This window comes from Mycobacterium gordonae (assembly GCF_002101675.1).
GTDB classification, from domain to species: Bacteria; Actinomycetota; Actinomycetes; order Mycobacteriales; family Mycobacteriaceae; genus Mycobacterium; species Mycobacterium gordonae.
This window is the reverse complement of the sequence record NZ_LQOY01000257.1, coordinates 1-23,969: the sequence shown is the minus strand read 5'-3', so window position 1 is coordinate 23,969 and position 23,969 is coordinate 1. Positions and strand designations below refer to the sequence as shown.

The window sequence follows — 23,969 nt, the reverse complement described above, 5'->3', positions numbered from 1 at the left end:
CTGGGTTCAGCCGGTTCCGCGCGAGGACGGGCCCGTCTGTGAGGTGAATGTCGAACAGGGTCAACTGAATTCGAGCGCGGCCGTGGTGCTGACAATCCACTCGTCGTTGATCGGATTGGTCGCCTGCTCCCGGCGGTAGATCGCGCGGAGTTCTTGCAGGAAGGAATCCCGTTGCCACGCCTGGACCTGCCGCATGACCTCGTCATCGGAAAACCTCTCGCGTTTCTCCGCAACTACCGTCTCGGCCAATTGGCCTGCTATCTGCCGAAGTAGCAGCGCGTTCGCGTCGAACTGAGCGGTGAAATCGGCGGCGCGTCCCATCATGGCCTTGTGCAGCGTCACCATGAAGTTCAGCGGGGCGTACAAGTCGACAAAGCCCCCGCATGGACGCAGGTCCTCGACTGCCGCCCACTCCCGGAAGAACTGTTGCATCCGGTTGCTGAGCGCGATGAGTCCCTCCAGATGGGGTACCACCCCGGGATCGTCAGCGACACTGACAAATCGGTCATTGCTGTAGAGCAGACCCAGAAATCCCCAGTAAAATGCGATGTCCCAGATCACTTTGGCGGCCATGACGGCCGGCGATCCCATCAGAATGTACTGGTTGCAATAGATGGCAAGCCACATTTCGGTGAGTGAACGAAACAGCGAATCACTTATTCCGGCCCGCCCCACGACATCCTCACCGTCGAGTTCGCGGACGATCATGTCGGTGATGAGCCCGTTGCCGATCGCGACGAGGTCGAGTCCCGACGAATAGAGCGGATCGAGGAAGATTCCGGCGTCGCCGGTGACGCACCAGCGGTTGCGGCCGTCATACACCTGGGTGGCGCCGTGACTGTAGTTCTTCATCACCCGGAAGTCTTTGATCAGGTGGTCGATATCGGCCAATACCGCGGCGCATTGCGGCTCGTGTTCGCGTAGCCAGTTTTTGGCTTTGGCCGGCGTGTTGAAATCGGTGAACGCGTGGAATGCAGGGTCGGCGACAATGCCGACGCTGGTGGCTCCGGAGGCAAGCCGGATAAGCCAGACCCAATAGCCCTCGCCCATCAGGTGATTGGTCGACATCGCCCGGTCGCCTTCGATGAGGCGCGCTTGCCAATTGGGCTCGTCACTCCACTGACCGACATCTATCTCCGCCGCGACGCGCAGCCACACGGCGTTGCAGTTGTGCTCGTTGGGCCGCCTCAGCTCCAATTGCCGGGGCAACGCCCGATTTCGCCCCGACGCGTCGGCAACCCAACGAGCGGTCTTGTGGATAATGGCTTCGCCATCCTGTATGGAAAGGGAATGGGGACGATTTCCGTGACCAAATTCGACGGACCTGACCCGGCCGGAAACAATGCTGACGCCCGCCGAAAGGCAGCGTCGGGTCAGTTCGTTCTCCAACCTGCCGCGGTCGATCTGATAGGTCACCTGAGCCGTGAACGACGAACTGCCAAGTTCCATTCGTCTGGCGATATCGGTGTTGCCGTCGTGGGAGAAGAACATTCGCAGACCCATTTTGCGGATCTGCGCCGTGTTCAAATGGTCAGCCAGGCCGAGGCGGTCGCGGAGGTACTGCGCGGAAATCTCGACCGTCGATTCACCGACCGTGTGGGTGATCTCGGGAGCGGGATAGGGGTTCGGTTCGACGACGAGCAGCCGCGTCTGCGGCCGCGCGCGGAGAATTTCCAGGGCTAGCGTCAGCGCCGCGACGCCGCCTCCGATGATGGCCACGTCGTATTCCGGCGCACTCGTGCCGCTGTCTGACAGCTGATTCTTGATCTTCTGCGCCAGCGCCCCCCGTGCCTCCGAGCTCAGTTGCGACAGCTGCGCTCGCACGTCCACTCGTCCCCCTTCGCAAGTGCGTTTGGCGAAGTTCCTTAATAGTTAAGTAGGTTACACGAAATCAGGCTCCGGTTCGCGGGCAAGTCGAGCCGGCCGTCCGGGGCCGAGGTACCGGGGCCGGGCCACATCCGTGGCCGGACTAGCCCTCCGTCGGCGTCGTCGCGTGCTCCGGGGGGACGCTCGGCTCGTCGACGCGGTGCCGCCCGTAGACGAATTCGAATATGGGCGTGGCCATCAGGGTTGTGACGATGGCGACCAAGACCAGAATGGTGAAGAGCGTCGGTGTGATAATCCCTGCCTGCAGACCTATGTTGAGCAGGATGAGCTCAATCAGTCCTCGGGCATTCATCAATGATCCCAATGCGATCGATTCCCGGAGCGGGACCTTGTTCAACCGGGCGGCCACTGTGCACGCGACACCTTTTCCCGCGATCGACACGACCAGTATGCCCAATGTCACTGCCCACAACGCCGGGCTGTTGAGCAGGCCGATCTGCGTGTTAAGTCCCGAATAGACGAAAAACAGTGGCAGCAGGAATGTGGTCACCAGTGGTTCCAGCCTGGTGGTGAGTTCTTGTGCGAAAAAACCCGACGGCATCGCGACGCCGAGGATAAAGGCGCCGAATATCGCATAGATGCCGATCGTGTCGGTGAACCAGGCGCATGCCATGAGCAGAATCAGGACGGTGCTCAGCACGGGCGCGGTGATCGTCTTGCGCCGCTCGGGAATCGTGCCCAGCACAGTAAGCGCCTTTCGTCCGATCGTCACGAGTAGCACGCTGTACAGGATTCCGCCGATTATCGCCGTGGCAGCCAGGGCGGGATTTCCGCGGTGGATGGCGAGCACCACGGCCAGCAGGCACCAGGAGAGCGCATCGTCGGCAGCGCCGCAGGCCAGCGCCAGGGTCCCTAACGGTGTTCCGGACAGGCGCTGTTCGAAGATGATGCGGGCCAGCATCGGAAAAGCGGTGGTTGCGATTGATGCCCCCAAAAACATCATGGCCATGACGAGGGTGACGCTTTTGTCGAAATAAATTCCCCGCGCCAGCAAGGGCATAGCGAGGAGCGATCCGAGCGCGAGCGGTGCGAATATGCCCGCGGCCGAGACGGCGACGGCAGTGCCGGCGCGATGTTTGATGAGGTTGGCGTCGAAATTGAGACCGATGAGGAACATGTAAAGCACCAAGCCGATTTGCGCCATGGTGTAGAGCACCGTGTTTGATTGTCCCGGCGGAAATAAGTGGTGTTGTATACCCGGCGCGATTCGGCCCAGCAGGGACGGCCCGAGAAGGACGCCGGCGATCATCTCGCCCACGACTTGCGGCTGGCCGACGCGGCGGGCCAGCAGCCCTACCAGACGGCAGGCTCCCAGAATGACGGCCAATTCGAGGAAGAAGTGGATAGCGGTTGTGGCGGGCATAGATCAGGTCCTCGGGTTCGGGGTGCTGTCGGAGTCCCGCGCACCGAAACCAGTGTCAGGCACCTGGTTTCGACTCCGTTGTCCGGGAGCATGGAACTTCGGGCATCGAGCCATCTGGGTTGAGGCTACGGTAAGCAACCGAAGAGCGCTCGCTTCGGTGCGCTTCCCCGCCGTCAGGCGCGCGCCTTGAATCGTCTGTCGAGCGGATACTCCCGCGGGGACCTGCAGTGCCAGCGGCGTAATGACGCGACGCCGACCGGTATGTCGGAAAGCGTTATCTCACCGGATAATTCGCACCCGCTGCCGCTCGCGCAGGTCGGCCCCCAGGCAGCTGATCAGCGGGCGCTTCGAGAGCTGCGCGCGCGGTGCGCTGCCTGGACGTCTGCGTTTGCCAGCGTCTGTGCCTGCGCGGCCAGCTTCGAGGCCTGGTTGGCGTATGCGATGGCGTCGCGTTGGTTACCGGACGAGCAGCCGTGCGCGGCCGCCAAATGCCGTTTCGCCTCGTCGAGCCGGGACTTGGCCTCGGACCCGACGCTCTGACGGTACTTAGCGGCGTAGTCGGAGATCTGGCGCACTCTGGCCTCCGCGGTGGACAATGCGCGCCCCGCCGGATCGCGGGGCCCGTCGATACTCGCCCCGGCGTCGCCGGCTTCCATCGCCCGCGCGGCGCGCCGCCGGCGGTGCCTGCGGTAGAGCAGGAAACCCACCAACACGAGCACCACCGCGCCGACACCGATCGCGATGACAAGCCAGATCCGCTTCGACGAGTTTGCCGTCTTGTTCAACCCGTCGGCCGCGGCGACAGCAGCACCGCTCCAGTCTTTGGCGTTCACCGCCGGCTCGATGCGGGTGCTCTGCAGACTGCTCATTTCGTCTGCCGCGATCCCCGGCGCGGTGAAGGTGTAGAGCTTGGTGTTGATGGCCACCGCCAGTAGGGCGTCGTGCTCGCCCATCCCGGTGGCGCTGCGGGTTTGGGTCGCCCAGTTTTCGGGCTTGAACCGGGAGAAGTTGTCGACGTAGACCACCCACAGCTGTAGGTGCTTATCGCGGTAGAGCCGATCGACCGCCGAGCTGACCGCTGCCCGCCCCGAATCCGTCAAGGCTCCGGTGGTGTCGGTGATGTGGTCGGTGAGCTTGGACGGCGGCTGCGCGCTCGCGGGGATTGCCAGCAGCAAACTCGCCGCGAGGACCGACAGGACGACACCGACCAGGCGAACAATGCGCATGCGGGTAATGTAGCCCGCCGCGAGCGGGCTATCTTGAGAAAGCACGGCCCTATATTCGGCGGCCGTGGCGGGGGGTTCGACCGCAAGCGAAGGAGACGCGGTGCCGATATTCATGGTCGAACGGAATTACGCCGAGGAGTTGGAACCGAGCCTGGAAGCCGCCGATGGCATCACTCGGATCAACGACCAGGAGGGCGTTCGCTGGCTGTACTCGTTCTTGTCCGCGGACAAGCGCAAGACCTACTGCCTGTATGAGGCGCCGACGCCGGAGGCGATCAGGTCCGCGGCGGTGCGGGCCGGCCTGCCGGCAGATGTGATCGTCGAGGTCTCCGGCCGGGTGATGCCGACCGGAGCGATGACCGAGATTTGATCGCTAGCTGAGCAATTCGTGATCGGCGGCGTACATCGCCGCCTGGGTGCGGTTGGCCGCGCCAGTCTTGAGCAGGATGCTGCGGACATGGTTGGCGGCCGTGTTCGAGCTGATGTAAAGACGTTCACCGATCGCCCGGTTGCTCAGGCCCTCGGCCAGCAGTCGCAACACCTCGACCTCTCGCTCGGTCAGGCCGTCCGGACCGTTCGGCGTCATCAGCAGGTCCATGAGGTCGACGACGCGCGTCTGCCCGATCGGCGCGGCGATGGCGCGCGCCTCGTCGGCCCACTGCCCGGCCTTCTCGGTATGACCCTGCGCGAGCGCGAACAGCGCACGTCGGGCGAGCGTCTCGGCGATGTGCACCACCGAACCCATCCTCCGATCCATCTCCAGCGCTGAGTTGAAATACGCTTCGGCAGCGTCGGTTTCGCCGTTGAGCGCCGCCATCCGCGCGAGGTATCGGTCCGCACTCCCGAACAGCGCGACGAACTGTCCCGCCATGACGTTCTTGCCTTCGTAGCATGCGACGAATGGGCGTAGCGCATGGACCGCTTCCCGGTTCCCCAACGCCAGCGCCGCTTCCACCATGAAGATCAATTCCATCGGCCACCGCGCCGCCTCGGTCCGTACCCCGAGGTTGCGGCTGAGCAAATGATTCAGAGCGCGGTTCATGCCCCGCTCGCAGTCCAACTCGGTATACAGGGCCAGCAGTCCGGGCAGCCAGCGGCCGGCGAAAGTTTCACTGCCGTCGACGAATCCGCTGAATCGCTTGAGGGCGCCGGTCTCGCGCCGGATCATGAACATCTGGACTCCGTAGGAGCCTTCCGTCGTGTCGCTGCCGAACAATCCGCCGGTGCGCACGGCGATCTCCGCCCACCGCTCGGCATCGTCGAAGTCACCGCGCAGGTAGGCCAAGCCGCCTTGGGCACAGGCGCCGACGAAGCTGAAGAAAGGTTGTCCGGAGGTCTGGCCGGCGCGCTCCATGTCGCCCGTCGCTGCGGAGAGGTCGTCCGGGCGGCCTGCTTGATAACTGGCCAGCGCGCGGAAGTGCGAAGCGGAGCCCAGCGCCTCGTAGTCCCGCCGCGACAGCGCCATTCGTGACAATTCGGTCGACCGGTCCAACTGTTGTTCGCACATGTCCGGCGTGAGACCGTGCCAGAGACTTGTTTCCAAGGCGTGCAGAAGCACCGCCGGATCATCCCCCACGCGTGCGTGTTCGATCGCGAGGCTGCTGACTTCTCGGGCCCGCTTCGTCTCACCGGCAAAAGCCAGCGCGCGGCCGAAACTGCCCAGCGCCTGCACGTAGCGTGGGTCCTCGGCGTCCAGGCCGCATGATTCCAGCGCTGCGGCCAGCAGATCGGCCGCCTTCGAATCAGCCAGTCCGGGACGCCAATTCGCGTCCTCGTAACCGATGGCCGCCTCGAGTCGCACCAAGGCATCATCGGTCGCGCTGATGTTCTCGTACATGCCGCGGGCGCGCGCGAAGTCTCCGGCCCGGACGTGATTCGCGGCGGATCTGAGCCGCAACCTGGCCCGTTCGGTGCGGCCGAGTTCAGGCAGCGAGGAGGCGCGTTCGTACCACGTCGCGGCGTCCTCATAGGCCAGACTGTGCTCGGCGATGCGGGCCGCCTCCCGCGCGTAGCGCAGGGCCTGCTCGTGATAGCCGAGCACGTGGGCCAGCAGGTAGTGATTGGCCACGCGTGGGATCACCGAAGGGTCGGCGCGTTCCTCGAGCGCTGCCGCGGCGCGGGCGTGCAGAATCCGCAGCCGTGACGCCGCCATGCGGGCGATCACGGCTTCGCGGGTCAGCGCATGCACGAACGCGAATTCCCCGTCGGATCCCTGCACCGCCCTGATCAAGCCCACGCCCTCGGCGGAATCGACAGCCGCCAGCGTCACCGCCAAATCGGCTTCACTGGCAGCGATCAGCGCCGGCAGGTCGAACGTCTCGCCCAGCACCGCGGCTTGCTCGACGATCCCCCGCACACCAGCCCCCAGTCCGGCCAGCCGCCCGGCAATGGCGTCGCCGATGGAACTGGGGACGGATTGGTGTGAGCTCAGCGCAGCGACGCCGCCTCGTCTTTCCAGGTCTTTACAGAGCTCGGTCAGGAAGAACGGGTTGCCACCGGTCTTGTCGCGCAGCAGGGCCGCCGCGGTGCGCAGCGCTGACCGGGACAATTGTTCTGTGTGACATACGAATTCAGCGATCGACTCGGTGTCGAGGCCGTCCAGATCCAGGCGGCGCACACCATCGAACCGATGCATTTCTGCCATTCGGGTCAGCAGCTCATCGGAGCGCTCCGGCGCGGTGGTGCGGAATGTCGCGACCACCAGCATGCGTGCGTCGGCGCAACCGGCCAGCACGTGTTCGAGCATGGCCAGCGTCGGGAGCTGCGCCCAATGCAGGTCTTCGAGGATCAGCGCAATGGGGCGGTCCGCCGCCAACCGCCGCAAGAACCCGGTCAGCGCATCCAGGAGTAGCCGCCGGCCGGTCGCCGCGTGGTCGGTGATCGGCGAGCCGGACGTATGCCGCTGCACGTGCGACGACAACCGGCTCAGTTGAGGTCCCGCATCGACCAACGGTTCCGCGAAAGATCCGGCAGGACTTGCCGACAGCAGGCGGTCGAGCGCCTCGGCGAACGGTTCGTAGGGCACGCCGGCATCGGCAGTACAGCTGCCGAGAAGGACGGCGACTCCGTGGTCTGCCAGGGAACCGGCGATCTCGGCGACCAGCCGAGACTTGCCCGCCCCGGGCTCACCGCCGACGAAGATTGCTTGGCGATCGCCGCTTTCGACCCGCTCCCACGCCTTTTCCAGCGCCGCAAGTTCACCGGCACGGCCCACGAACGATCCGCGGCGACGTACGACGACCTCGGCCGGAAGCCGTGGTGGCACCCACTGCGCCATGTGCCCAACGTAACGGCACCGCGGCCACCGAGTCGATAGTCAGATCTGACCATTCACGGACGCTCAGCGAAATGCTTCGTTGTGGTCATGCGGTGCGGCGTCGCGGCGACGTAGCGTCTCCACATCGATTCCAAACCCGACGGAAGGTGGCGAGATGTCTGCTGCGAGCGCGGTCAGGGTCCCAGAGTCGTTGAACGGGAGGGTGATTCTCCCGGATGACCCGGGGTACGACGATGCCCGTTCGCTCTACAACGCCATGATCGACAAGCGGCCCGCCATGATCGTCCGGTGCGCATCGGCCGGCGACGTCGCTGCGGTGCTCGCCCACGCGCGCACCACCGGCCTGCCCGTCGCGGTCCGCGGAGGCGGCCACAGCGGCCCCGGCTTCGGAGCCGTCGACCACGGGATCGTGATCGACCTGTCGCCGATGGACCGCATCGAGGTCGACGCCGACGCCCGCACCGTGTGGGTGCAGGGCGGCGCGACGTGGGGCCGGGTGGACTCCGCCACCCACGCATACGGGTTGGCGACGCCCTCGGGCGTCATCGCCACAACGGGAGTCGGTGGGCTGACGCTGGGCGGCGGCCACGGCTATCTGTCGCGCAAGTACGGCCTGACCATCGATAACCTGCTGGCAGCCGAGGTGGTGCTGGCCGACGGGCGGGTGGTCACCGCCTCCGAGTCGCAGCACCCCGATCTCTTCTGGGCGTTGCGCGGCGGCGGCGGCAACTTCGGCGTGGTCACCGCGTTCATGTTCCGGCTGCATCCGGTGCAGTCGGTGATCTGCGGTCCGACCGCGTGGCCGGCCGCCGCCACCGCCGACATCCTGAGCTGGTTCCGCGACTTCATTCCCGCTCAAGACGACGACCTGTACGGCTTTTTCGCGACGATGACCGTGCCGCCAGGCGATCCCTTCCCGCCGGAGTTCCACTTGCAGAAGGCCTGCTCTGTCGTCTGGTGCTATACCGGTGATCCGGCGCGAGCCGAGGAGGTGTTCGCGCCTGTCCGGCTGATGAAGCCGGCCTTCGACGCTGTCGGTGAAGCCCCGTACCCGGCGCTACAGTCGACGTTCGACGGGTTGTATCCCAAAGGGCTGCAGTGGTACTGGCGCGGCGACTTCTTCCGGACGATCGACGACGGCGCCGTGCAGGCGCACGCCCGGTTCGCCGAAGAACTGCCGACGATGCACTCCGCGATGCACCTGTACCCGATTGATGGGGCCGTGCACCGAGTCGGGCAGACCGAGACAGCGTGGGCCTACCGCGACGTGAACTTCTCGCAAGTCATCGTCGGTGTCGATCCCGATCCGGCGAACGGCCCTGCCCTGAAGCAGTTTACGGCGGACTACTGGGCGGCCACTCATCCGTATTCCGCGGGCGGCGCCTATATCAACTTCATGATGGAGGAAGGTCAGGACCGGGTCCGCGCCACCTACGGGCCGAACTACCGCCGGCTCACCGAGATCAAGGCGGAATACGACCCCGACAACACGTTCCGTGTCAATCAGAACATCGTCCCCGCGAGGTGAACGGCGCCATGAACAACATCCCGAAATACCCTGTCAGTGTTGACGATAAGGCTACCGGGTGCCCGGTGCGCAGCCACACTCCGACGGCTGCCCCCGCGACACCCCTTCGCCTGCTTGCATTGCTCTATGGTGTCATCAGCTACGCCGCATTCCTCGGAGTCTTCTTGTACCTGGTGGGTTTCGTGGTTGATGTCGCGGTACCACGCAGCGTCGACCGCGCCATCGACGGACCCGTTGCGCAGGCGGTGCCGATCGATCTCGGCCTGCTGTTGCTGTTCGCGATGCAGCACAGCGTGATGGCGCGACCCGCCTTCAAACGATGGTGGACCCGATTGGTACCCGCGCCCATCGAGCGCAGCACTTACGTGCTGGTGTCCAGCGCGGTCTTCGTGCTGTTGTTCTGGCAGTGGCGCTCGATCGGCACCATCGTCTGGCAGGTCGATTCCACGTTGGCGCGGATGGTGGTGTACTCGGTCGGTGCTCTCGGCTGGCTGATCGCGCTCGCGTCGACGTTCATGATCGATCACTTCGAGCTTTTCGGGCTTCGGCAGGTGCTGCACAACCTGCTGTCGAAGCCGCTCGTGCAGAAGGGCTTTCGCGTCGTACTGCTCTACCGCCTGGTGCGGCATCCGCTGATGCTGGGATTCGTGATCGCCTTCTGGGCGGCCCCGACCATGACGGCGGGACATGTGCTGTTCGCCGCGGCCTTCACGGTTTACATAGTGGTCGCGGTGCAGTTCGAAGAGCGGGATCTGGTGGCGGCGCTTGGTGAGCAATACCGGCGTTACCAGCGACGCGTGCCCATGCTGATTCCACGTCCCTGGCGCTGAGAACACCTGAGCCTCAGCGAAGCCGACGCGATCACTCGTAGGCCGGCACCCGAAGTCCGAGAGCTTGCAAAAGTTGGTCTCGGCTGCTCAGCTGGGTGAACTGAGCTTCACGTGAGCGTTGGAAGAATTCGCTTCCAGCCCGCAGCTCGGAGTCACTTCCGTCCCGAAGCTCCGAACGCGCCCGTAACCGTTCCCGCAACCCCCGAAGACGCAGGCGTGGTAGCGGAACGATCAGCAGCGACTTGTCGGCATCGGGACCGGCAGGGTGTGCCGCGGGGTCCGCACGCACCGAGTTGCCCTGTGGCGCCATCTGGCCCAGCGGCATCGCTGCAGCCCTACTGGCCGTTGGGAGCGCAGGTTCAGCGGCGGCGGGTGCCGTCGATGGCATCGAGGCCGCCGCCCCAGCAGGAGTAGCCATACCGGACACGGCACCGGAGTCGCCGCTGAATCCGGCCGTCCAAGCCGGACCGGCTCCCAACGGACCGCCGCCGAATGGCCATCCAGCGGGGCCGATGCCTGCCGCAGCCCCGCCGTAATAGGGGCCGGCGCCCGCACCGCCGGCCCATCCCGGTGGCGATACGCTACTGCCCCCGGCAGTACCGGGACCGGAGTCGGCACTGCCGCCGCCACTGCCGCCACTGCCGCCGGCGCCTCCGGTCGAGCCGCCGCCACCTGGCTGAGTCCCACCGCCAGACCCGGTGGTCGTGCCGTGCCCGCCTAAGTCGCCGCCAGTGCCCTGCACACCACCCGGCGGGGCGGCGCCGCCGTTGCCGCCGTGTGCGCCTCCGACGGCAGCGGCCGGACCGGCATTGGAACCGCCGCTTGCGCCGGCCGACCCGGAACCGTTGGCGGCGGCGCCGGGAAGCCCCGGATTCGCACTGTTCCCGCCGCCCTGGCCGGCGACGCCCCACCCACCGCTGCCGGTGCCGTCGTTGCCGAACAAATGCCCAGCGGCATCCTTTCCGGCAGTGACCGCCCTATTGGCGCCGTCAATCAGGCCGCGCCCCGTCGGACTCTGGGCGGCCGTGCTGACGGCGTCACGCAGATGCTCAATCGGCAACGCGTTGGCGGCTTCGGTATTGGTATACGATCCCGCGCCTTCGCGCATGATCTCAACAAACTTGTCGTGGAACGTCGCCGCGTGGGCGCCGACGGCCTGATAGGACTGCGCGTGTTGGGTGAAGAGTCCGGCGATGAGCGCCGACACGGGATCGGCACCCGCAGGCGACAGACCTGTGGTCGGCGAGGCCGCAGCCTTGTTGGCCCCGTGCACGTTGGAGCTGATCGCGGCCAGGTCATTAGCGGCCGCATTCAGCGCGTGCGGCGTAACGTTGACGTGCGGCATAGCCCACTCCCCCGTTGCTGAACCAGTTCTCGTAGGGGTCGTCGTCCAACGACTTCGGGCCAGATCGTACCGCGAGGCGAAATAGGCAGCGAGTAGTTTCGTGCGCAATCAAAGGACGCCGCACCCCCATGCTGACAGCGCGCCGCGAGTGTGGAGTGGATGCTCGATCTGCCGGGTGCAGCGGCGATCATCGTGACAGCCGCCGATGGTCGCCACGGTTCGAGGTTCCAGCTGGCACCGAAATGCGATGCCGGTGACGGCGAAGAATCCGAACGTACTGACACAACAACATCCAGACGACGCCACCCTCCCGCAAGCCGGACGGTCGCCGCTCATCCAGATGACGCAGCGGCATAACGTCGCTCGCGCGTACTTACGGGGTGAGCGCCCTGACGAGATCCGCGGCCCCGCGGATGTCGTCGATGCGCCCGACATTCGCACCCGCATAGAGCGGACGCCCGTCGACCAATTCGGCGGGTCCGTCGTCGGTGGGCGGTTGGGCGATCGCATAGGGCAGCCACGAGGGCGCGAGCGCCCTGACGGCACGATCCTGGGCCGCGGCCGGCATCGCGTTGACGAGACGAGACATCATGCGGTTACCGGCGCGGATCCAGCGCGGCCCGCGGGCGTCGTCGCCGAGCCAGCGGCGGGTGGCAGCGTTGGGGATCACCCGGTGCGGCGCGTCCGGCCAGCCCAAGCCGAACAGTTCGGTCAGCACGGTCTCGCTGGCCTGTAGGCAGCGCCTCTTGTACGCCGGGTGCGCGCGGCATTCCTCGCTGAGCAGGAAGCGAGTGCCGACGACGGCGGCGGCCGCTCCGGCGTCCAGCGCCTCGCGCACGCCTTGGGCGTCGACGATTCCGCCGGCCACCAGGACCGGGATGTCGACCGCCCTGCGCACCTGCTCGAGCAGTTCGAGCGCCGGGGTCGTCCCGCGGACGTGGCCGCCGGCCTCAACTCCCTGTGCGATGACACCGTCGGCGCCCGCGGCCGCGGCCGCTTTCGCCTCCTCGACGGACCCGCACTGGTGAAGCCAGGTGGTCGCGGTAAGCCGACGCGGAACGCCCCAGAACGTCACGATCACATCGGCGGCAGCGGCCGCCTCCACGTCGCCCGGACGCACGAACGGCAACAGCAGATTCACCGCCACCGGTCGTCCGGTGAGCCGGCGTGCGGCCGCCACCTCATCGGCGATTCGGGCACGCGCGCCGGCGATCGTTCCCAGAGCCCCCGCCTCCGAAACTGCCGCCGCAAGTTCGTGGCCGGCGACGGCGCCCATCCCGGCCTGAACGACCGGCACCTCCATTCGGCGCAGATCGAAGACGGCGGGCATCGCCACCAGGCTACCGACCCCGGCGCTTCCGCGGCTTTATCGCGTTATGCGCTGCCGTCGATAGGCTGGATGGGGTGAGCTATCGCGAGCTGCCGGCTCCCGGGCCGCTGCGGGAGCTGGTGGAGTGCATGTGGGTCAGCGACGCGCCGCGGCGGGCGCGGGTGCTGCCCGACGGGTGCATGGACCTCATCGAGATGGACGACCGGGTACTGGTGGCCGGGCCGGACACCACCGCGTTCATCACCGATCAAAGCTGCGCCGTCGCGAAGGGAATCCGCTTCCGCCCGGGTGTGTTACCGAGGCTGCTAGGGATCCCGGCCGCTGAACTGCGCAACGCACGGGTCGACCTGCAAGTGTTGCGCCCTGAGATCAGTGGCGGTCCGTTACTTTCGCTTACCGGCCGGCTGTTGACCCGGGAAACTTCCGCCGAGACCGCCCCGTGGCGACCCGCCGTTCTGCGCCACATCACCGAACGGCTGGGCTGCGGAGCGGCAGTTCAATCGGTAGCTGATGAAAATGGTTGGTCGACAAGGAGTTTGCAGCGACAGTGCGTCGCGGTGTATGGCTACGGCCCGGCCACCCTGCGCCGAATTCTGCGATTCCGCACGGCGTTGCGGTTGCTCGATGCCGGCATGTCCGCCGCTGATACCGCGGCCCTGGCCGGGTATGCCGACCAGTCGCACCTGTCGCGGCAGGTGCGTGACCTGGCCGGGGTGAGCGTCAGTCAGCTCGGCAACGGGGCGTAAAGGTCGACCGAGGTGCCGTCCGGGTCGGTGACCGTGGCATAGCGTTGCCCCCACGGCGCGTCGAAGGGTTTCAGGACCGCGGGATGACCAGCCTTCGCGAGCCGGCCGAAGAGGGCGTCGACTTCTGCGGGCGTGGCCAGGCCGAATGCGAGCGTGACCCGTCCGCAGGACGCCGGCGACGTCCAGCCGGGATGAAAGCTGGCGATCGTCTCTTCGGTGTCGAACAACAGGCGGCTCCCGCCGGGTAGTGGTACCTCGACGTGCGAAGCATCGGTGTCGGGGATCGCCAGACCCACCAGGCGGTAGAACTCCAGCGTGCGCGGCAGGTCACTGGCCACGATTTCGGTGGCAACGGAAACGAGTTGGTTGTCCATGGGCGCGACGTTAGATCGCGGCAGCCGTGGCCGTCATGAACAAATCGGACAGACACGCCCCGGTGCTAGCGTCAGCGGGGTGACCCTCAAAGACATCGCCCTGACCACCCTGGACGGCAAACCGGCCACGCTGGCCCAATTGTCAGACGGCGCAACGCTTGTCGTGAACGTCGCCTCCAAGTGCGGCCTGACTCCGCAGTACTCGGCGCTGGAGAAGCTGGCGAAGGACTACGCAGACCGAGGCCTGACGGTCATTGGTGTCCCGTGTAATCAGTTCATGGGCCAGGAACCGGGCACGGCCGAAGAGATCCAGACGTTCTGCTCGACCACCTACGGAGTGACGTTCCCGCTGCTGGCGAAAACCGACGTCAATGGCGACAACCGCCATCCGCTCTACGCCGAGCTGACCAAGGCCGCAGACGCCGACGGCAAGGCCGGCGACATCCAGTGGAACTTCGAGAAGTTCCTGGTGGCACCGGACGGGGACGTGGTCAATCGGTTTCGGCCCCGGACCGAGCCGGACGCTCCGGAGGTCATCAGCGCCATCGAAGCCCTGCTGGCCCGATAGGCGGCGTCCGCCGGCCCGACCGGGCTTGCCGCTAATGTGCGATGAATGCTCCATCTGCGGGTGATCGCGCCGACCGAGTCGAGCGATTCGGTCCTCGAAGTCCTGCGCCGCGAGGTGGGGGTGACCCATATCGTCGTGCACCGCAAGGCCGCACTGGAACCACCGGGTGACGAGATCACCGCGGACATCGCCCGCGAAAGCGCCAACGACGTCATCGACGAACTCAAGGCGCTCGGCCTCAAACGTCGCGGTGCGATCACCCTCGACGTGGTCGACACGGTGGTGTCGACGGCGGCATATCGCGCCGAGAACGAGGCCGAAGGCGACCCCGCCGACGCGGTCGTCTGGGACGAACTGGCCGAGCGGTCTCGGGAAGAGTCCACGCTGAACGCCACCTTCCTGACGTTCCTGACACTGGCCTGTCTCATCGCGGCGGTCGGCGTCGTGACGGATTCGCCGGTGACGGTGGTCGGCGCCATGGTGGTCGGGCCGGAGTTCGGTCCGCTGGCCGCGCTCGCGGTAGCGGTCGTGCGACGCCGGCGTTACCTCGCCCGGCGGGCGGCCCTGGCATTGCTGGTCGGTTTTCCGGTGGCGATGCTGGTCACCGCGATCGCGGTGCTGGGCGGTGAGGCGGTGGGCTGGATCAAGCTGGGCACCCTCCGACAGCTGAATCAAGTCGACTTCATCTTTCAGGTCGGCCCGTTGTCGTTCGTGGTCGCGATGTTCGCCGGTGCGGCGGGGATGCTCTCGCTGGTATCCGCGAAATCCGCTGCGCTGGTTGGTGTTTTCATTTCGGTGACGACGGTTCCGGCCGCTGGGTTCGCGGTGGTCGCCGCCACCATGGGCGACTGGCAGGTCGCCCAGCAGTCCGCCATGCAGCTCCTGGTGAACCTGACGGGCATCGTCCTGGCCGGGGTTTTCGTGCTCTGGGTCCATCTCCGGACCAGTTCACGGCATCGGGCCAAGCGCCGCTGAGACGCCCTTAGCCCGGTGCGCCGGATTGGCCGGCGAAGTAGGGCAGAAAGTCCCTGTCGCTACGACAGTGACAGGCCGAACATGAGCTTCATGCTTCGCGCACTGCCTCTTGCTGCGACCCTCCTGGTGACCACCGCCCTTGGCGCAGCTCCGCGAGCCAGCGCAGATCCCTTGGCCGACCTGATGAGGATGCTGCCTTCGGGCTACAGCAGCGACTCTTGCAAGCCGGCCACTTCGAAGGTCGCATTGGCCGCCGTCGAGTGCCAGGACAACTCGGTACCCGACGGCCCGACGTACGCGACCTACACGCTGTATCGCGACTACAACGGAATGTATGACGCCTTCACCGCCGGGCTGAAGAGCCCGACGTGGGCACCCGCGACATGCCCTGGAAAACAATCGTCTGACCCGGCAGCGGTGCTCGGATCGGACGGCAAACAGTACGGCTTCATCGCATGTGGCCGGGGCACCGGCGCCGATTGGCAAGCCAAAGACGGAGCCGTGGCGTGGACGCGCAACGCCGACCACTTCCTGGGTGTGGCATATGTCGGGTATCAAGGCCAAGCCTATCCGGCCAGCCTGTTCAACTGGGTGAGAGCACAGCAGATCGAGAGCGACTGCGCAGCCTCGGGGGGCAAGTACACCGCCTGGCATGGCGACGCCGGAATCTACTACTCGAACTGCTGCTTCCAAGACCACTGCGACGAGTACGTCGACGGGACCTATCAAGGGCGCTCGCCGGGATGACCGGTTGGGGGTATTCCGGACATCACCGACGCCTGGCGCTCGCCGCATGGGTCCTTGTCCTGGCCGTCGCCGCCTGTACGTCCACTCCCCCGCCGGCTCCATCAAAGCCCTTGACACCCAGCACTTCTCGGAGCGGCCAGACCGCACTCTTCTATTCGAAAGCCGGTTCGCTCTACCTCAGCGACCCGGCCGGCACGCCGGGCCGCAAGCTCACCGACGGACCGGCAGACAGCGAGCCGGCACCTTCCCCCGACCTCACGCATGTGGCATACATCCACAAGGCGAACGCCTCCGACTACGGCGGCGAGTTGTGGGTTCTGGATCTGTCGCCACTGCTGGCACCCGTGGGCGCGCCGCGGCGACTCGTGGATCCGGGCGCGCTGCCGCCAGGTGTGAGCAACCCGGCATCGGGCGGCGTTTCGACCATCGTGCGCCCGCGCTGGTCGCCCAGCGGAGACCGGATCGCCTTCCTGGAGGCCGGCGAGGGCGGCGGACTGCTCCTCGTCGCCGATGCCACAACCGGTCGGACCGTAGAGCACCGACAACCAATGTTCGCCGACGACCACTACGCGTGGGCACCCGACGGCCGGCACATCGCCTGGACGGGCGGTCGCAGCGACGTCTCCCCCGTCGACGTCAACGTGCTCACCGTCGGCGCCGCCTCGGTTCCGGTCGCGAAAGGCACCAACGCTTTCTCCGTCACCTATGACGTTGCAGGCCAGGCGATCTGGTTCGCCAACGGGGACGCGACCGGTGAGCTGTTCGACGGCATTGCATTCGCGCTGCGCGACGGCGGCATCTACTCGATCGCCACTCCCGGCGGCACACCCGCCGATCCGCCGGGCGCGGCGGCACTGCTGATCAAAGGACAGACGCTCTACGGCGACATCGCGGCACTCTCGTCGGGCGCCGTCGCATTCACCGAAACGAGCGCGAACGGATCATCCAAGAGCCTCAAAGTTGTCGATGCGCACTCGTCGGTGGCCCGCACGACGGTCGGCAAGGTCGCTACGGACAGCCCAGGTCCGGCTTGGGGACCCGGAGACGTTGTCGCGTATGTGGATTCGGACCGACACCTGGTGGTGACCGATGTGGACAATCGGTCACCCAGGCAGATCGACACGGGTGTGGACGCGTTCGCCTGGTCGCCCAGGTGAGCACCGGCTATCGCGTGCCGCCTGTCACAGGCCGGGCAAGCAGATGGGCGATCCATTGCAGGTATTCGCCGGGGATGGGTCTCCCTCGAGAATGTGCGCGCCAACCTGAATGCCGCCCTCGGTTCCCGGATGTCCGAGGCTGCCGCCGTAGTAGTGGTGGCACGTATTCATGTCCCAGACCACGTCCGGCATAGGCAGCGGACTGCCGGGGCACCAAATGCGGCTGCACATCGCCAATTGGTTACAGATGCCCGTCCCCGGGTCGGCTTGCGCGCTCCCTGCGCCGAGCCCCAGCGTTGCCAAGCCGAGCGCGCCCGAGAGCACTGCTCCTGCAATGATTCGCTGCATGTCGAGTTCTCCTTTTCGGTAGGTGTCAGCGTTGTAGTAGCACCGTACAAAGGCGTGCTTGCGAAATTCTGGTTTTCTCACGGTAGGACCAGGTCAACGCTGGAGAGGACGGGCGCTCTGCCGGCCACTGGCCGCAGGGGTGCCCTTACGAGGTCCGCGGCGAGCAGACGAGCACTATCCCACTTGCGTGAGCTCCAAATGCTGGATGACCCGCGGCAACCCCTTGTCGGAGCCGCAAATCGGCTTCGTGATGCCCGATTCATTCTTGCCGGTCAAAGTGTTGGGATCCCAAGTGGCATAGCTGGCGTACGCCCCCGGAACCCGCGTGCCCGACGGACAAAATGCGTCAGAGTGCCACGCCAGTGTCCATTGCCCGTCGAACATCCGCGCCTCCCCGAAGGGGGGCCCACCGGGTGTGCCGGACACCGATGCGCATCCGTCACCGCATGGCGTGAAGTACCAGTCGCTGCTTGTGACCTCCCCGGATGTCGAGGTCACACTCGAGACGTAGTGGCCGCTCATCGCCGGAGCGGCCGAGGCGGTAGCGGCTGACCCGACAGTCAGCCATCCGGCGAGCACGGCGGCTGAGACGATGCCTCGTGAAACAACCATCATGGTCCGGTCCTCTCCCAGTGCTGCCGCCGTTACCCGACAGATTTGCTATAGCACAATGACGGCGACGTTGGGGACTCCCTTTTTCCGATGGGTGTTCCAGCCAAGACCTCGCCCAACCGGCGCTCACCGGCGTTCCGGGACCAGCCCACCGCCGACGGCGAGCCGCTGAGCGAAGCCAGAGTCCTTTCAGCGAAATCGTGAAGCCGCTTATTCGCCAACGGATTACGGATTTGCTGTCCTGACATACGTTGGCCGACCAGGATTTTCGCGGATGGGTGTGGCACACGTTGAAATCCTGTCGGCGGTGCCGCGAATCCGCTGTGTTGAAACGACATCCGTTGCGGCGGGTCGCGGTGGAAATTCCGCCGACGCGAGTACGGTGTTGCCGTGCCGTTATCGTGCGGGTGCTCAGCGACACCCGCTGTTTCCCGCCGCAATGTGTTGAAATACGTTGCGGCGGCACCGGTTGCGCTGGGCTTGGGAGCCGTCGCATCGGGCCTGACCGCACCTCCGAATGCGGGAGCCGATCCCGTCCTGGTTGCGGCGGTCGAAGCTCCCGGCCAGGCACCCAACGTCATCAGCCGCGCGCAATGGGGCGCCGACGAGTCGCTTCGCAGCCGAGCCCCGGTGTATGACAACGGAATCAAGGCCGCAGTCGTGCACCATACCGCCACCGTCAACGAGTATGCACCGCAGGATTCTGCGGCAATCGTGCGGTCGATCTACGCCTACCACACCCGCAACCTGAGCTGGCCGGACATCGCCTACAACGCCCTCGTCGACAAGTACGGGCAGGTATTCGAGGGCCGGTTCGGCGGACTGGCCAGGCCGGTTCAGGGCACTCATACCGGTGGGTTCAACCGCAACACGTGGGCCGTGTGCATGATCGGCGAGTTCGATGCGGTGGGCCCCACGCCGGTTCAGGTGCGCACGACGGGGAGATTACTCGGGTGGCGGCTGGCCATGGACGGCGTCGACCCCCGCGGCAGTACCGCGTTGACGTCGGACGGCGGGCCCTACACCCGCGTCCCGCGCGGCGCCGTTGTGAGCTTGCCGAGCATTTTCGCCCATCGCGACGTCAGCGACACCGATTGCCCGGGCAAGCTGGGATACGTGCTGATGAACCAGATTCGCGACGTTGCTGCCCAGTTCAGTCGGCGCCCGAGCGCCTCGGATCTGGCGCAGTCGCTGGAAGGGACTGCCATCTATGACCGGTGGCAGGCGATGGGTGGTATGAACAGCGCACTGGGGGCACCGAGATCGCCGGAATCGCAAGGGGCGGGCACCACGCGATACGTCATCTTCGACAAGGGCGCGATGTACTGGTCAGCGGTAACCGGAGCCCAGCCTGTCACCGGCTCCATCTACGCCGCCTGGGGTGCACTGGGCTACGAACACAGCGCTTTAGGGCTGCCGACCAGCGCCGAGATCCAAGAACCTGAGTGGATCGCCCAGAATTTCCAGCACGGCACGCTGAATCAGGACCGTCGGAGCCGGACGGTCTCCAGTGTGATCGACGGTGTCGCTGCTCTGGTGCCACCGCCGTCGGCGGACGGACCACCAGTGCAACTGGAGCGGTTTTCCCCTGCGCGCAACCGGGTTTGACCCGCGGGGCGTTACGAAACGGGGACGGTGACCGTCGACGTGTTGTGTCCGGTCACCCGGACCCAGTGCGCTGAGGGGCCCTGCTCTGCGACGGTTCCGCGGATCTCGGCGGTCTCTCCGGGAAACACGGTCAGATAGTTGTCGTCGTACTCGACCGGCAGGATCTCGTCGCCGTCCCGCAACGACACGATTTCGGCCCGTTCGAAGAACGCGACCTTGTCGGTCGGGTTGCGTAGCCGGATGACCACGTGCCCGTCGGTCGCGTGTGCCGTGACATCCAGCGGCACGGGCGGCATCGAGTGCAAGGCGGTCATGTCCGCCCAGCTCGCTTGCGTCGAGTCGAAGGCTCGGTCATTATCCGGATCGCCCACGTCGTCGGGCTGTTGAGACTGCCAATAGACGTTCTCGGCAAGCACCTCACCGGATCCGCGGGTCAACTGACATCGAACGAAGAAGACCGGCGTCCTGGCGATGCCGTGCGGTAGCGTCATGGCTTCCACGGCGTCGCCCGCGGATAGATCTATGCGCCTTGAAGTTTGATCGGCCTGCAGCGTTCCCTGCAGGTCGTAGACACGGACACGAGCGCGGAGGTCGTCCTCTTGGTGCTGCGTCTGATTGACGACGCTGACGCGCCCCGGGCTGCCGGTGCCACCGGCGTAGGAGTCGAAGACCACCGAAAGCCGCCGTAGGCCTTTTTTGGCTCCGAAATATGCACCGCCGGGGCGCAGGTAGTAATCGAACAGCTGCCCGAAGAATGACGGCCAATGACTGTTCAGCATCCAGTAAATGGTCATCTTGTGGCTGTCCCATCCGGCGGCGGCGAATGCCTCGAACTGCGCCCGCGCGGCCTCGTACTGGGCCAATTGCGCTTTGGCGGCGAATATCTCGGCATTGTCGGACGGTCCGTAGCGCATGCCGATCGATCGCTGGGCACTGAGTAACGCGGCATTCTTGGGCTGCCCGCCGGCGTGGAAATACCAGGTGTCGTTGATGGGCCACAGTCTGTCCGGCGGGATGAACTTCCGCAGGCTGGCGTACGGGGGGATCTGTTCATTGCTGCCCTGTTCGGCGGATGCCCCCCAGGTAGCACCGTATCGGTGGCTGAACCAATAGGTAGGGGGTCGCCACGTGTAGGGCCCCGCCATGTCGATTCCGTCCCATTGCGCGATGCCGTCGCCATCGCGCGTCTGCAGGGAGGCGGTGTCGACAGTGGCGTTCTGCCAATGCAACTCATCGAGAATGGACCGGTAGCGGGCGCGGATGGCCGGTGGCGGCAAACCGTCGCTGCCGTTTGCCCAGATGAACACCGACGCATGTGGTCGGAGCACCTGGATCTGCGAACGCAGGCTGGCCATCGCCACCCGGTCGTCTTCGGCGTCCCACTGCTCCCATTTCTCCCACTGGTTGCAGCACATCCAGCCGGCCATGAGCGGAATGCCCATCTCGTCGGCCTCTTCGACGAGATGTTCACTGGCCAGTTTGCCCTCGAGCCGCAGCATGTTGAGACCGATGTCCTTCGCGTACCGCAGGATTGCGGTTTCCCGGTCGGGGTCGTACCTGAAGAGCAGATCGGGCGTGTAGGCCGCTCCGCGGATCGGGAAGTTCTTGCCGTTGACTTCCAGGAAGAAATCCCCGCCGTCGCCCGAGATACCTTCGGCACGGTGCTGGGTGACGGTCCGGATACCGAAGCGCAATTCCTTGGCATCGCTTGGCCGATTGTCCACCCGGAACTCGAGCCGAAGACCGTGCAGATTCGGCCGACCCATGGTGTAGGGCCACCAGAGGTCGGGATGCTGAAAGCTCAACTGCGGGAACGATTCCGGTGCCAGGGTGAGCTGGCGATCCTCACCAGGCGCCAGGGCGACCGCCTGCTCGGCGTAGACCGAGGACTGGTCGGGACGTGTGATGGTGGCGCGTAGAACGCCGCGCGCGCGTCCGGTGGTGTAGTTGTGCACGTCGGCTCGGATCGTGATCCGGGCGCTGTCTGTGCGTGGCAGCGGTAGCTCTGAATTGACCGTTGCCGAACCGATTCCCACGCCTCCCAGCGCATGCAGGTACACCGGCTTCCAGATGCCGGCGTTGCGGTCGGGAACGAAGGACGTTCCCCGCCGGTCCGGATCACGGTCGGGTGAGGGCAGGCCGAGGTAGTCCCAGTTGATCCAGTCGTTCCAGCTGTCGGCCAACTCGACGCCGTCGATGTCCTGCAGGGCACGCTCCGGAGTGACTTTCACCGCCAGAACATTGGGCTGACCCGCCCGGATCAGCGGCGTCACGTCGAATCGATGAGCCGCGTACATCCCGACGACCTGGTCGCCGCCCGCCACCCTGCGGCCGTTCAACCAGATGTCGCCCCGGTAATTGATGCCGGGGAATTCCAACAGGTAGGTCTGGCGGCCCGCCGGTGCGGTGAACTGGGTGCGGTACCACCAGTCGTGTCGATAGAGGTCCTGCGGCACGTGATCGCGAAGGTTCTTTCCTACGTACAGATCTCGGTAGACACCGTTCTCGCGGAGTATCTCCAGCACGGTGGCCGGCATGCGGCGAATCCGGTACTCCGCAGCGGAGTAATAGTCCGGCGAGGACAGGGCGTCGCCGTCCGCCTTGACCGTCTCGGCCTCCGACAGCGTCCAATTGTTCGACAATTCAAGGTGTTCCGGTGCGGCAGACGGAGCGTTGGTCGTTAGTGGTGCACGCGCCGCGGCACATAACGACAGAGACGTCAGCGCCAACAAGATCACGATCTTGACGGCGGCCTTGCGCATGCTGGTCCTGGCTCCTCGAATCCGGCGTTCGGCTCATCATGCCGTCGCCCTTCTGCCGACGCCAACAGCTTGGGTCGGCGGGGGCGATACGAAATCCGGGTAAGGCCCAGAAGTCAGCCAGCTTCGGGCTTCGGCCGACCACCCGCACGGCTACGCCTTCCCGTTGGTTCCGTTGTTGCCGAGGAGCAGTCCGCCGGTTCCGCCGGTGCCCGCTGTGCCGCCGGCCTTGCCGGCGTTGCCGCCGTTGCCGCCGTCGCCGACGAGTAGTGCGTTGCCGCCGTTGCCGCCCTTGCCCGCGGTGGTGGCTCCGAATCCGCCGGCCCCGCCGTCGCCGCCGCTGCCGGAGACACCGGACTTTCCGCCGTTTCCGCCGGCACCGCCGGTGCCGTTGCCGTTGGCGTTGGCACCGGACCCGCCGGCTCCGCCGGCGCCGCCCGAGCCGGCCAGGAGACCGGCGTTGCCACCGGCGCCTCCGGCGCCGCCCTGTTGGGTGGTGCTGCCGCCGGCCCCGCCGTGCCCACCGGCGGCGGTGTTGGTCGCGCCGTGCGCGCCGTTGCCGCCATTGCCGAACAGCCAGCCGCCGTCTCCGCCGGCCGCTCCGGTGCCCGGCGTCCCGTTGGCGCCGTTGCCGATCAGCGGACGCCCGGTCAGTGCCTGGACGGGCTGATTGACGATGTTGAGCACATCTTGTTGCAGGACGTGCACCGGGTTGGTGCTCAGAGGTGCGTTGAAGCCGTCGGCGCCCAACAGCTGCCCACCGATGCCGCCTATTCCGGTCTTGCCCGCGGTCACCCCGCCCGTTCCGCCGCTGCCGGCGTTGCCGCCGTTTCCTATCAGCACACCGTTGCCGCCGGCCCCGCCGGCTCCGCCGGTCGTGACCCCGGCCCCACCGCTGCCGCCGGCGCCCCCGGTGCCGAACACCCCGGACTTGCCTCCGGCCCCGCCGGCTCCGCCGGTGGTGACAGCGGCCCCACCGCTGCCGCCGGCACCGCCGGAGCCGAACAGCTGGCCGGCGTTGCCGCCGGCGCCACCGGTGCCGCCCGCGGTGCGCCCCAAGCCGCCGGCGCCGCCGGCGCCACCGTTGCCGGTGAGCAGGCCGGCGTTGCCACCGGCACCGCCCACCCCGCCGGCGGTCTGGCCGTTGTTGAGTCCTTCCCCGCCGGCGCCACCGGCGCCGCCATCGCCGAAGCTGAACATGCCGGCGTTGCCACCCGCCCCACCGGCCCCGCCGTTGCCGATCAACCATCCGCCGGCACCACCGTTCTGGCCCGTCCCCGGAGCGCCGT

General features: G+C 66.3%; 19 protein-coding genes and 2 pseudogenes. 9 read left to right on the top strand and 12 right to left on the bottom strand.

Annotated elements, in window-relative coordinates; all coding sequences use genetic code 11:
• Positions 1-60 precede the first annotated feature (60 nt).
• The 3 genes from AWC08_RS34140 to AWC08_RS34130 form a co-directional block, all read right to left on the bottom strand.
• A complete protein-coding gene (locus AWC08_RS34140) occupies positions 61-1,824 on the bottom strand; it encodes an NAD(P)/FAD-dependent oxidoreductase (protein WP_065132954.1) in 1,764 nt (587 codons plus the stop codon).
• A gap of 145 nt (positions 1,825-1,969) precedes the next feature.
• On the bottom strand, positions 1,970-3,250 hold the full coding sequence (locus AWC08_RS34135; protein ID WP_065132931.1) for a cation:proton antiporter: 1,281 nt from the start codon (positions 3,248-3,250) through the stop codon (positions 1,970-1,972).
• A 335-nt stretch (positions 3,251-3,585) separates the two neighbouring features.
• The gene (locus tag AWC08_RS34130; RefSeq protein WP_065132932.1) at positions 3,586-4,476 is read right to left on the bottom strand and encodes a TPM domain-containing protein; all 891 of its coding nucleotides are present in this window, start codon (positions 4,474-4,476) and stop codon (positions 3,586-3,588) included.
• A 100-nt stretch (positions 4,477-4,576) separates the two neighbouring features.
• Between AWC08_RS34130 and AWC08_RS34125 the strand changes: the two genes are divergently transcribed.
• On the top strand, positions 4,577-4,846 hold the full coding sequence (locus AWC08_RS34125; protein WP_065132933.1) for a DUF4242 domain-containing protein: 270 nt from the start codon (positions 4,577-4,579) through the stop codon (positions 4,844-4,846).
• Positions 4,847-4,849: 3 nt separating this feature from the next.
• On the opposite strand, the gene AWC08_RS39330 is transcribed toward AWC08_RS34125, so the two are convergent.
• Positions 4,850-7,753 (bottom strand): ATP-binding protein, encoded by a 2,904-nt coding sequence (locus AWC08_RS39330; protein ID WP_065132934.1) that lies wholly within the window; start codon positions 7,751-7,753, stop codon positions 4,850-4,852.
• Positions 7,754-7,907: 154 nt separating this feature from the next.
• Between AWC08_RS39330 and AWC08_RS34115 the strand changes: the two genes are divergently transcribed.
• Entirely contained in the window at positions 7,908-9,281 is a 1,374-nt protein-coding gene (locus AWC08_RS34115) for an FAD-binding oxidoreductase (protein WP_085088812.1), read from the top strand.
• Between the two features lie 119 nt (positions 9,282-9,400).
• Positions 9,401-10,111, top strand: a complete 711-nt coding sequence (gene mddA, locus AWC08_RS34110) for a methanethiol S-methyltransferase (protein WP_232008040.1) — start codon at positions 9,401-9,403, stop codon at positions 10,109-10,111.
• A gap of 31 nt (positions 10,112-10,142) precedes the next feature.
• On the opposite strand, the gene AWC08_RS39325 is transcribed toward mddA, so the two are convergent.
• Both AWC08_RS39325 and AWC08_RS34100 read right to left on the bottom strand, forming a co-directional pair.
• On the bottom strand, positions 10,143-11,456 hold the full coding sequence (locus AWC08_RS39325; RefSeq protein ID WP_069434675.1) for a PE family protein: 1,314 nt from the start codon (positions 11,454-11,456) through the stop codon (positions 10,143-10,145).
• Positions 11,457-11,829: 373 nt separating this feature from the next.
• Positions 11,830-12,786 (bottom strand): NAD(P)H-dependent flavin oxidoreductase, encoded by a 957-nt coding sequence (locus AWC08_RS34100; protein WP_069434686.1) that lies wholly within the window; start codon positions 12,784-12,786, stop codon positions 11,830-11,832.
• Positions 12,787-12,860: 74 nt separating this feature from the next.
• Between AWC08_RS34100 and AWC08_RS34095 the strand changes: the two genes are divergently transcribed.
• A complete protein-coding gene (locus AWC08_RS34095) occupies positions 12,861-13,532 on the top strand; it encodes a helix-turn-helix domain-containing protein (RefSeq protein WP_069434676.1) in 672 nt (223 codons plus the stop codon).
• Here the strand turns inward: AWC08_RS34095 and AWC08_RS34090 are convergent.
• Positions 13,511-13,906, bottom strand: a complete 396-nt coding sequence (locus tag AWC08_RS34090; RefSeq protein ID WP_069434677.1) for a VOC family protein — start codon at positions 13,904-13,906, stop codon at positions 13,511-13,513. The two genes, AWC08_RS34095 and AWC08_RS34090, sit on opposite strands and share 22 nt — an antisense overlap.
• 79 nt (positions 13,907-13,985) lie before the next feature.
• Here AWC08_RS34090 and AWC08_RS34085 point away from each other — a divergent pair, with 79 nt between their 5' ends.
• From AWC08_RS34085 to AWC08_RS34070, 4 genes are all read left to right on the top strand, one after another.
• On the top strand, positions 13,986-14,474 hold the full coding sequence (locus AWC08_RS34085; RefSeq protein ID WP_065132941.1) for a glutathione peroxidase: 489 nt from the start codon (positions 13,986-13,988) through the stop codon (positions 14,472-14,474).
• Positions 14,475-14,519: 45 nt separating this feature from the next.
• Entirely contained in the window at positions 14,520-15,449 is a 930-nt protein-coding gene (locus tag AWC08_RS34080; protein WP_065132942.1) for a DUF389 domain-containing protein, read from the top strand.
• An 81-nt stretch (positions 15,450-15,530) separates the two neighbouring features.
• On the top strand, positions 15,531-16,196 hold the full coding sequence (locus AWC08_RS34075; RefSeq protein ID WP_069434678.1) for a hypothetical protein: 666 nt from the start codon (positions 15,531-15,533) through the stop codon (positions 16,194-16,196).
• Positions 16,197-16,306: 110 nt separating this feature from the next.
• On the top strand, positions 16,307-17,353 hold the full coding sequence (locus tag AWC08_RS34070) for a TolB-like translocation protein (RefSeq protein ID WP_232008041.1): 1,047 nt from the start codon (positions 16,307-16,309) through the stop codon (positions 17,351-17,353).
• A 24-nt stretch (positions 17,354-17,377) separates the two neighbouring features.
• On the opposite strand, the gene AWC08_RS36115 is transcribed toward AWC08_RS34070, so the two are convergent.
• The gene (locus tag AWC08_RS36115) at positions 17,378-17,701 is read right to left on the bottom strand and encodes a hypothetical protein (RefSeq protein WP_142283972.1); all 324 of its coding nucleotides are present in this window, start codon (positions 17,699-17,701) and stop codon (positions 17,378-17,380) included.
• Positions 17,702-17,875: 174 nt separating this feature from the next.
• Positions 17,876-18,316 (bottom strand): hypothetical protein, encoded by a 441-nt coding sequence (locus tag AWC08_RS34065; protein ID WP_065132945.1) that lies wholly within the window; start codon positions 18,314-18,316, stop codon positions 17,876-17,878.
• 387 nt (positions 18,317-18,703) lie between these two features.
• Between AWC08_RS34065 and AWC08_RS34060 the strand changes: the two genes are divergently transcribed.
• Positions 18,704-19,921, top strand: coding sequence for an N-acetylmuramoyl-L-alanine amidase (locus AWC08_RS34060; RefSeq protein ID WP_256100539.1), 1,218 nt, complete (start codon positions 18,704-18,706; stop codon positions 19,919-19,921).
• A gap of 11 nt (positions 19,922-19,932) precedes the next feature.
• Here AWC08_RS34060 and AWC08_RS34055 read toward each other — a convergent pair whose 3' ends face one another.
• The 3 genes and pseudogenes from AWC08_RS34055 to AWC08_RS39920 form a co-directional block, all read right to left on the bottom strand.
• On the bottom strand, positions 19,933-22,683 hold the full coding sequence (locus AWC08_RS34055; RefSeq protein ID WP_082986192.1) for a glycoside hydrolase family 2 protein: 2,751 nt from the start codon (positions 22,681-22,683) through the stop codon (positions 19,933-19,935).
• 576 nt (positions 22,684-23,259) lie between these two features.
• Positions 23,260-23,352: pseudogene (locus tag AWC08_RS39805) on the bottom strand (PE family protein); the annotation flags it as partial.
• 84 nt (positions 23,353-23,436) lie between these two features.
• Positions 23,437-23,969: pseudogene (locus tag AWC08_RS39920) on the bottom strand (PE family protein); the annotation flags it as partial.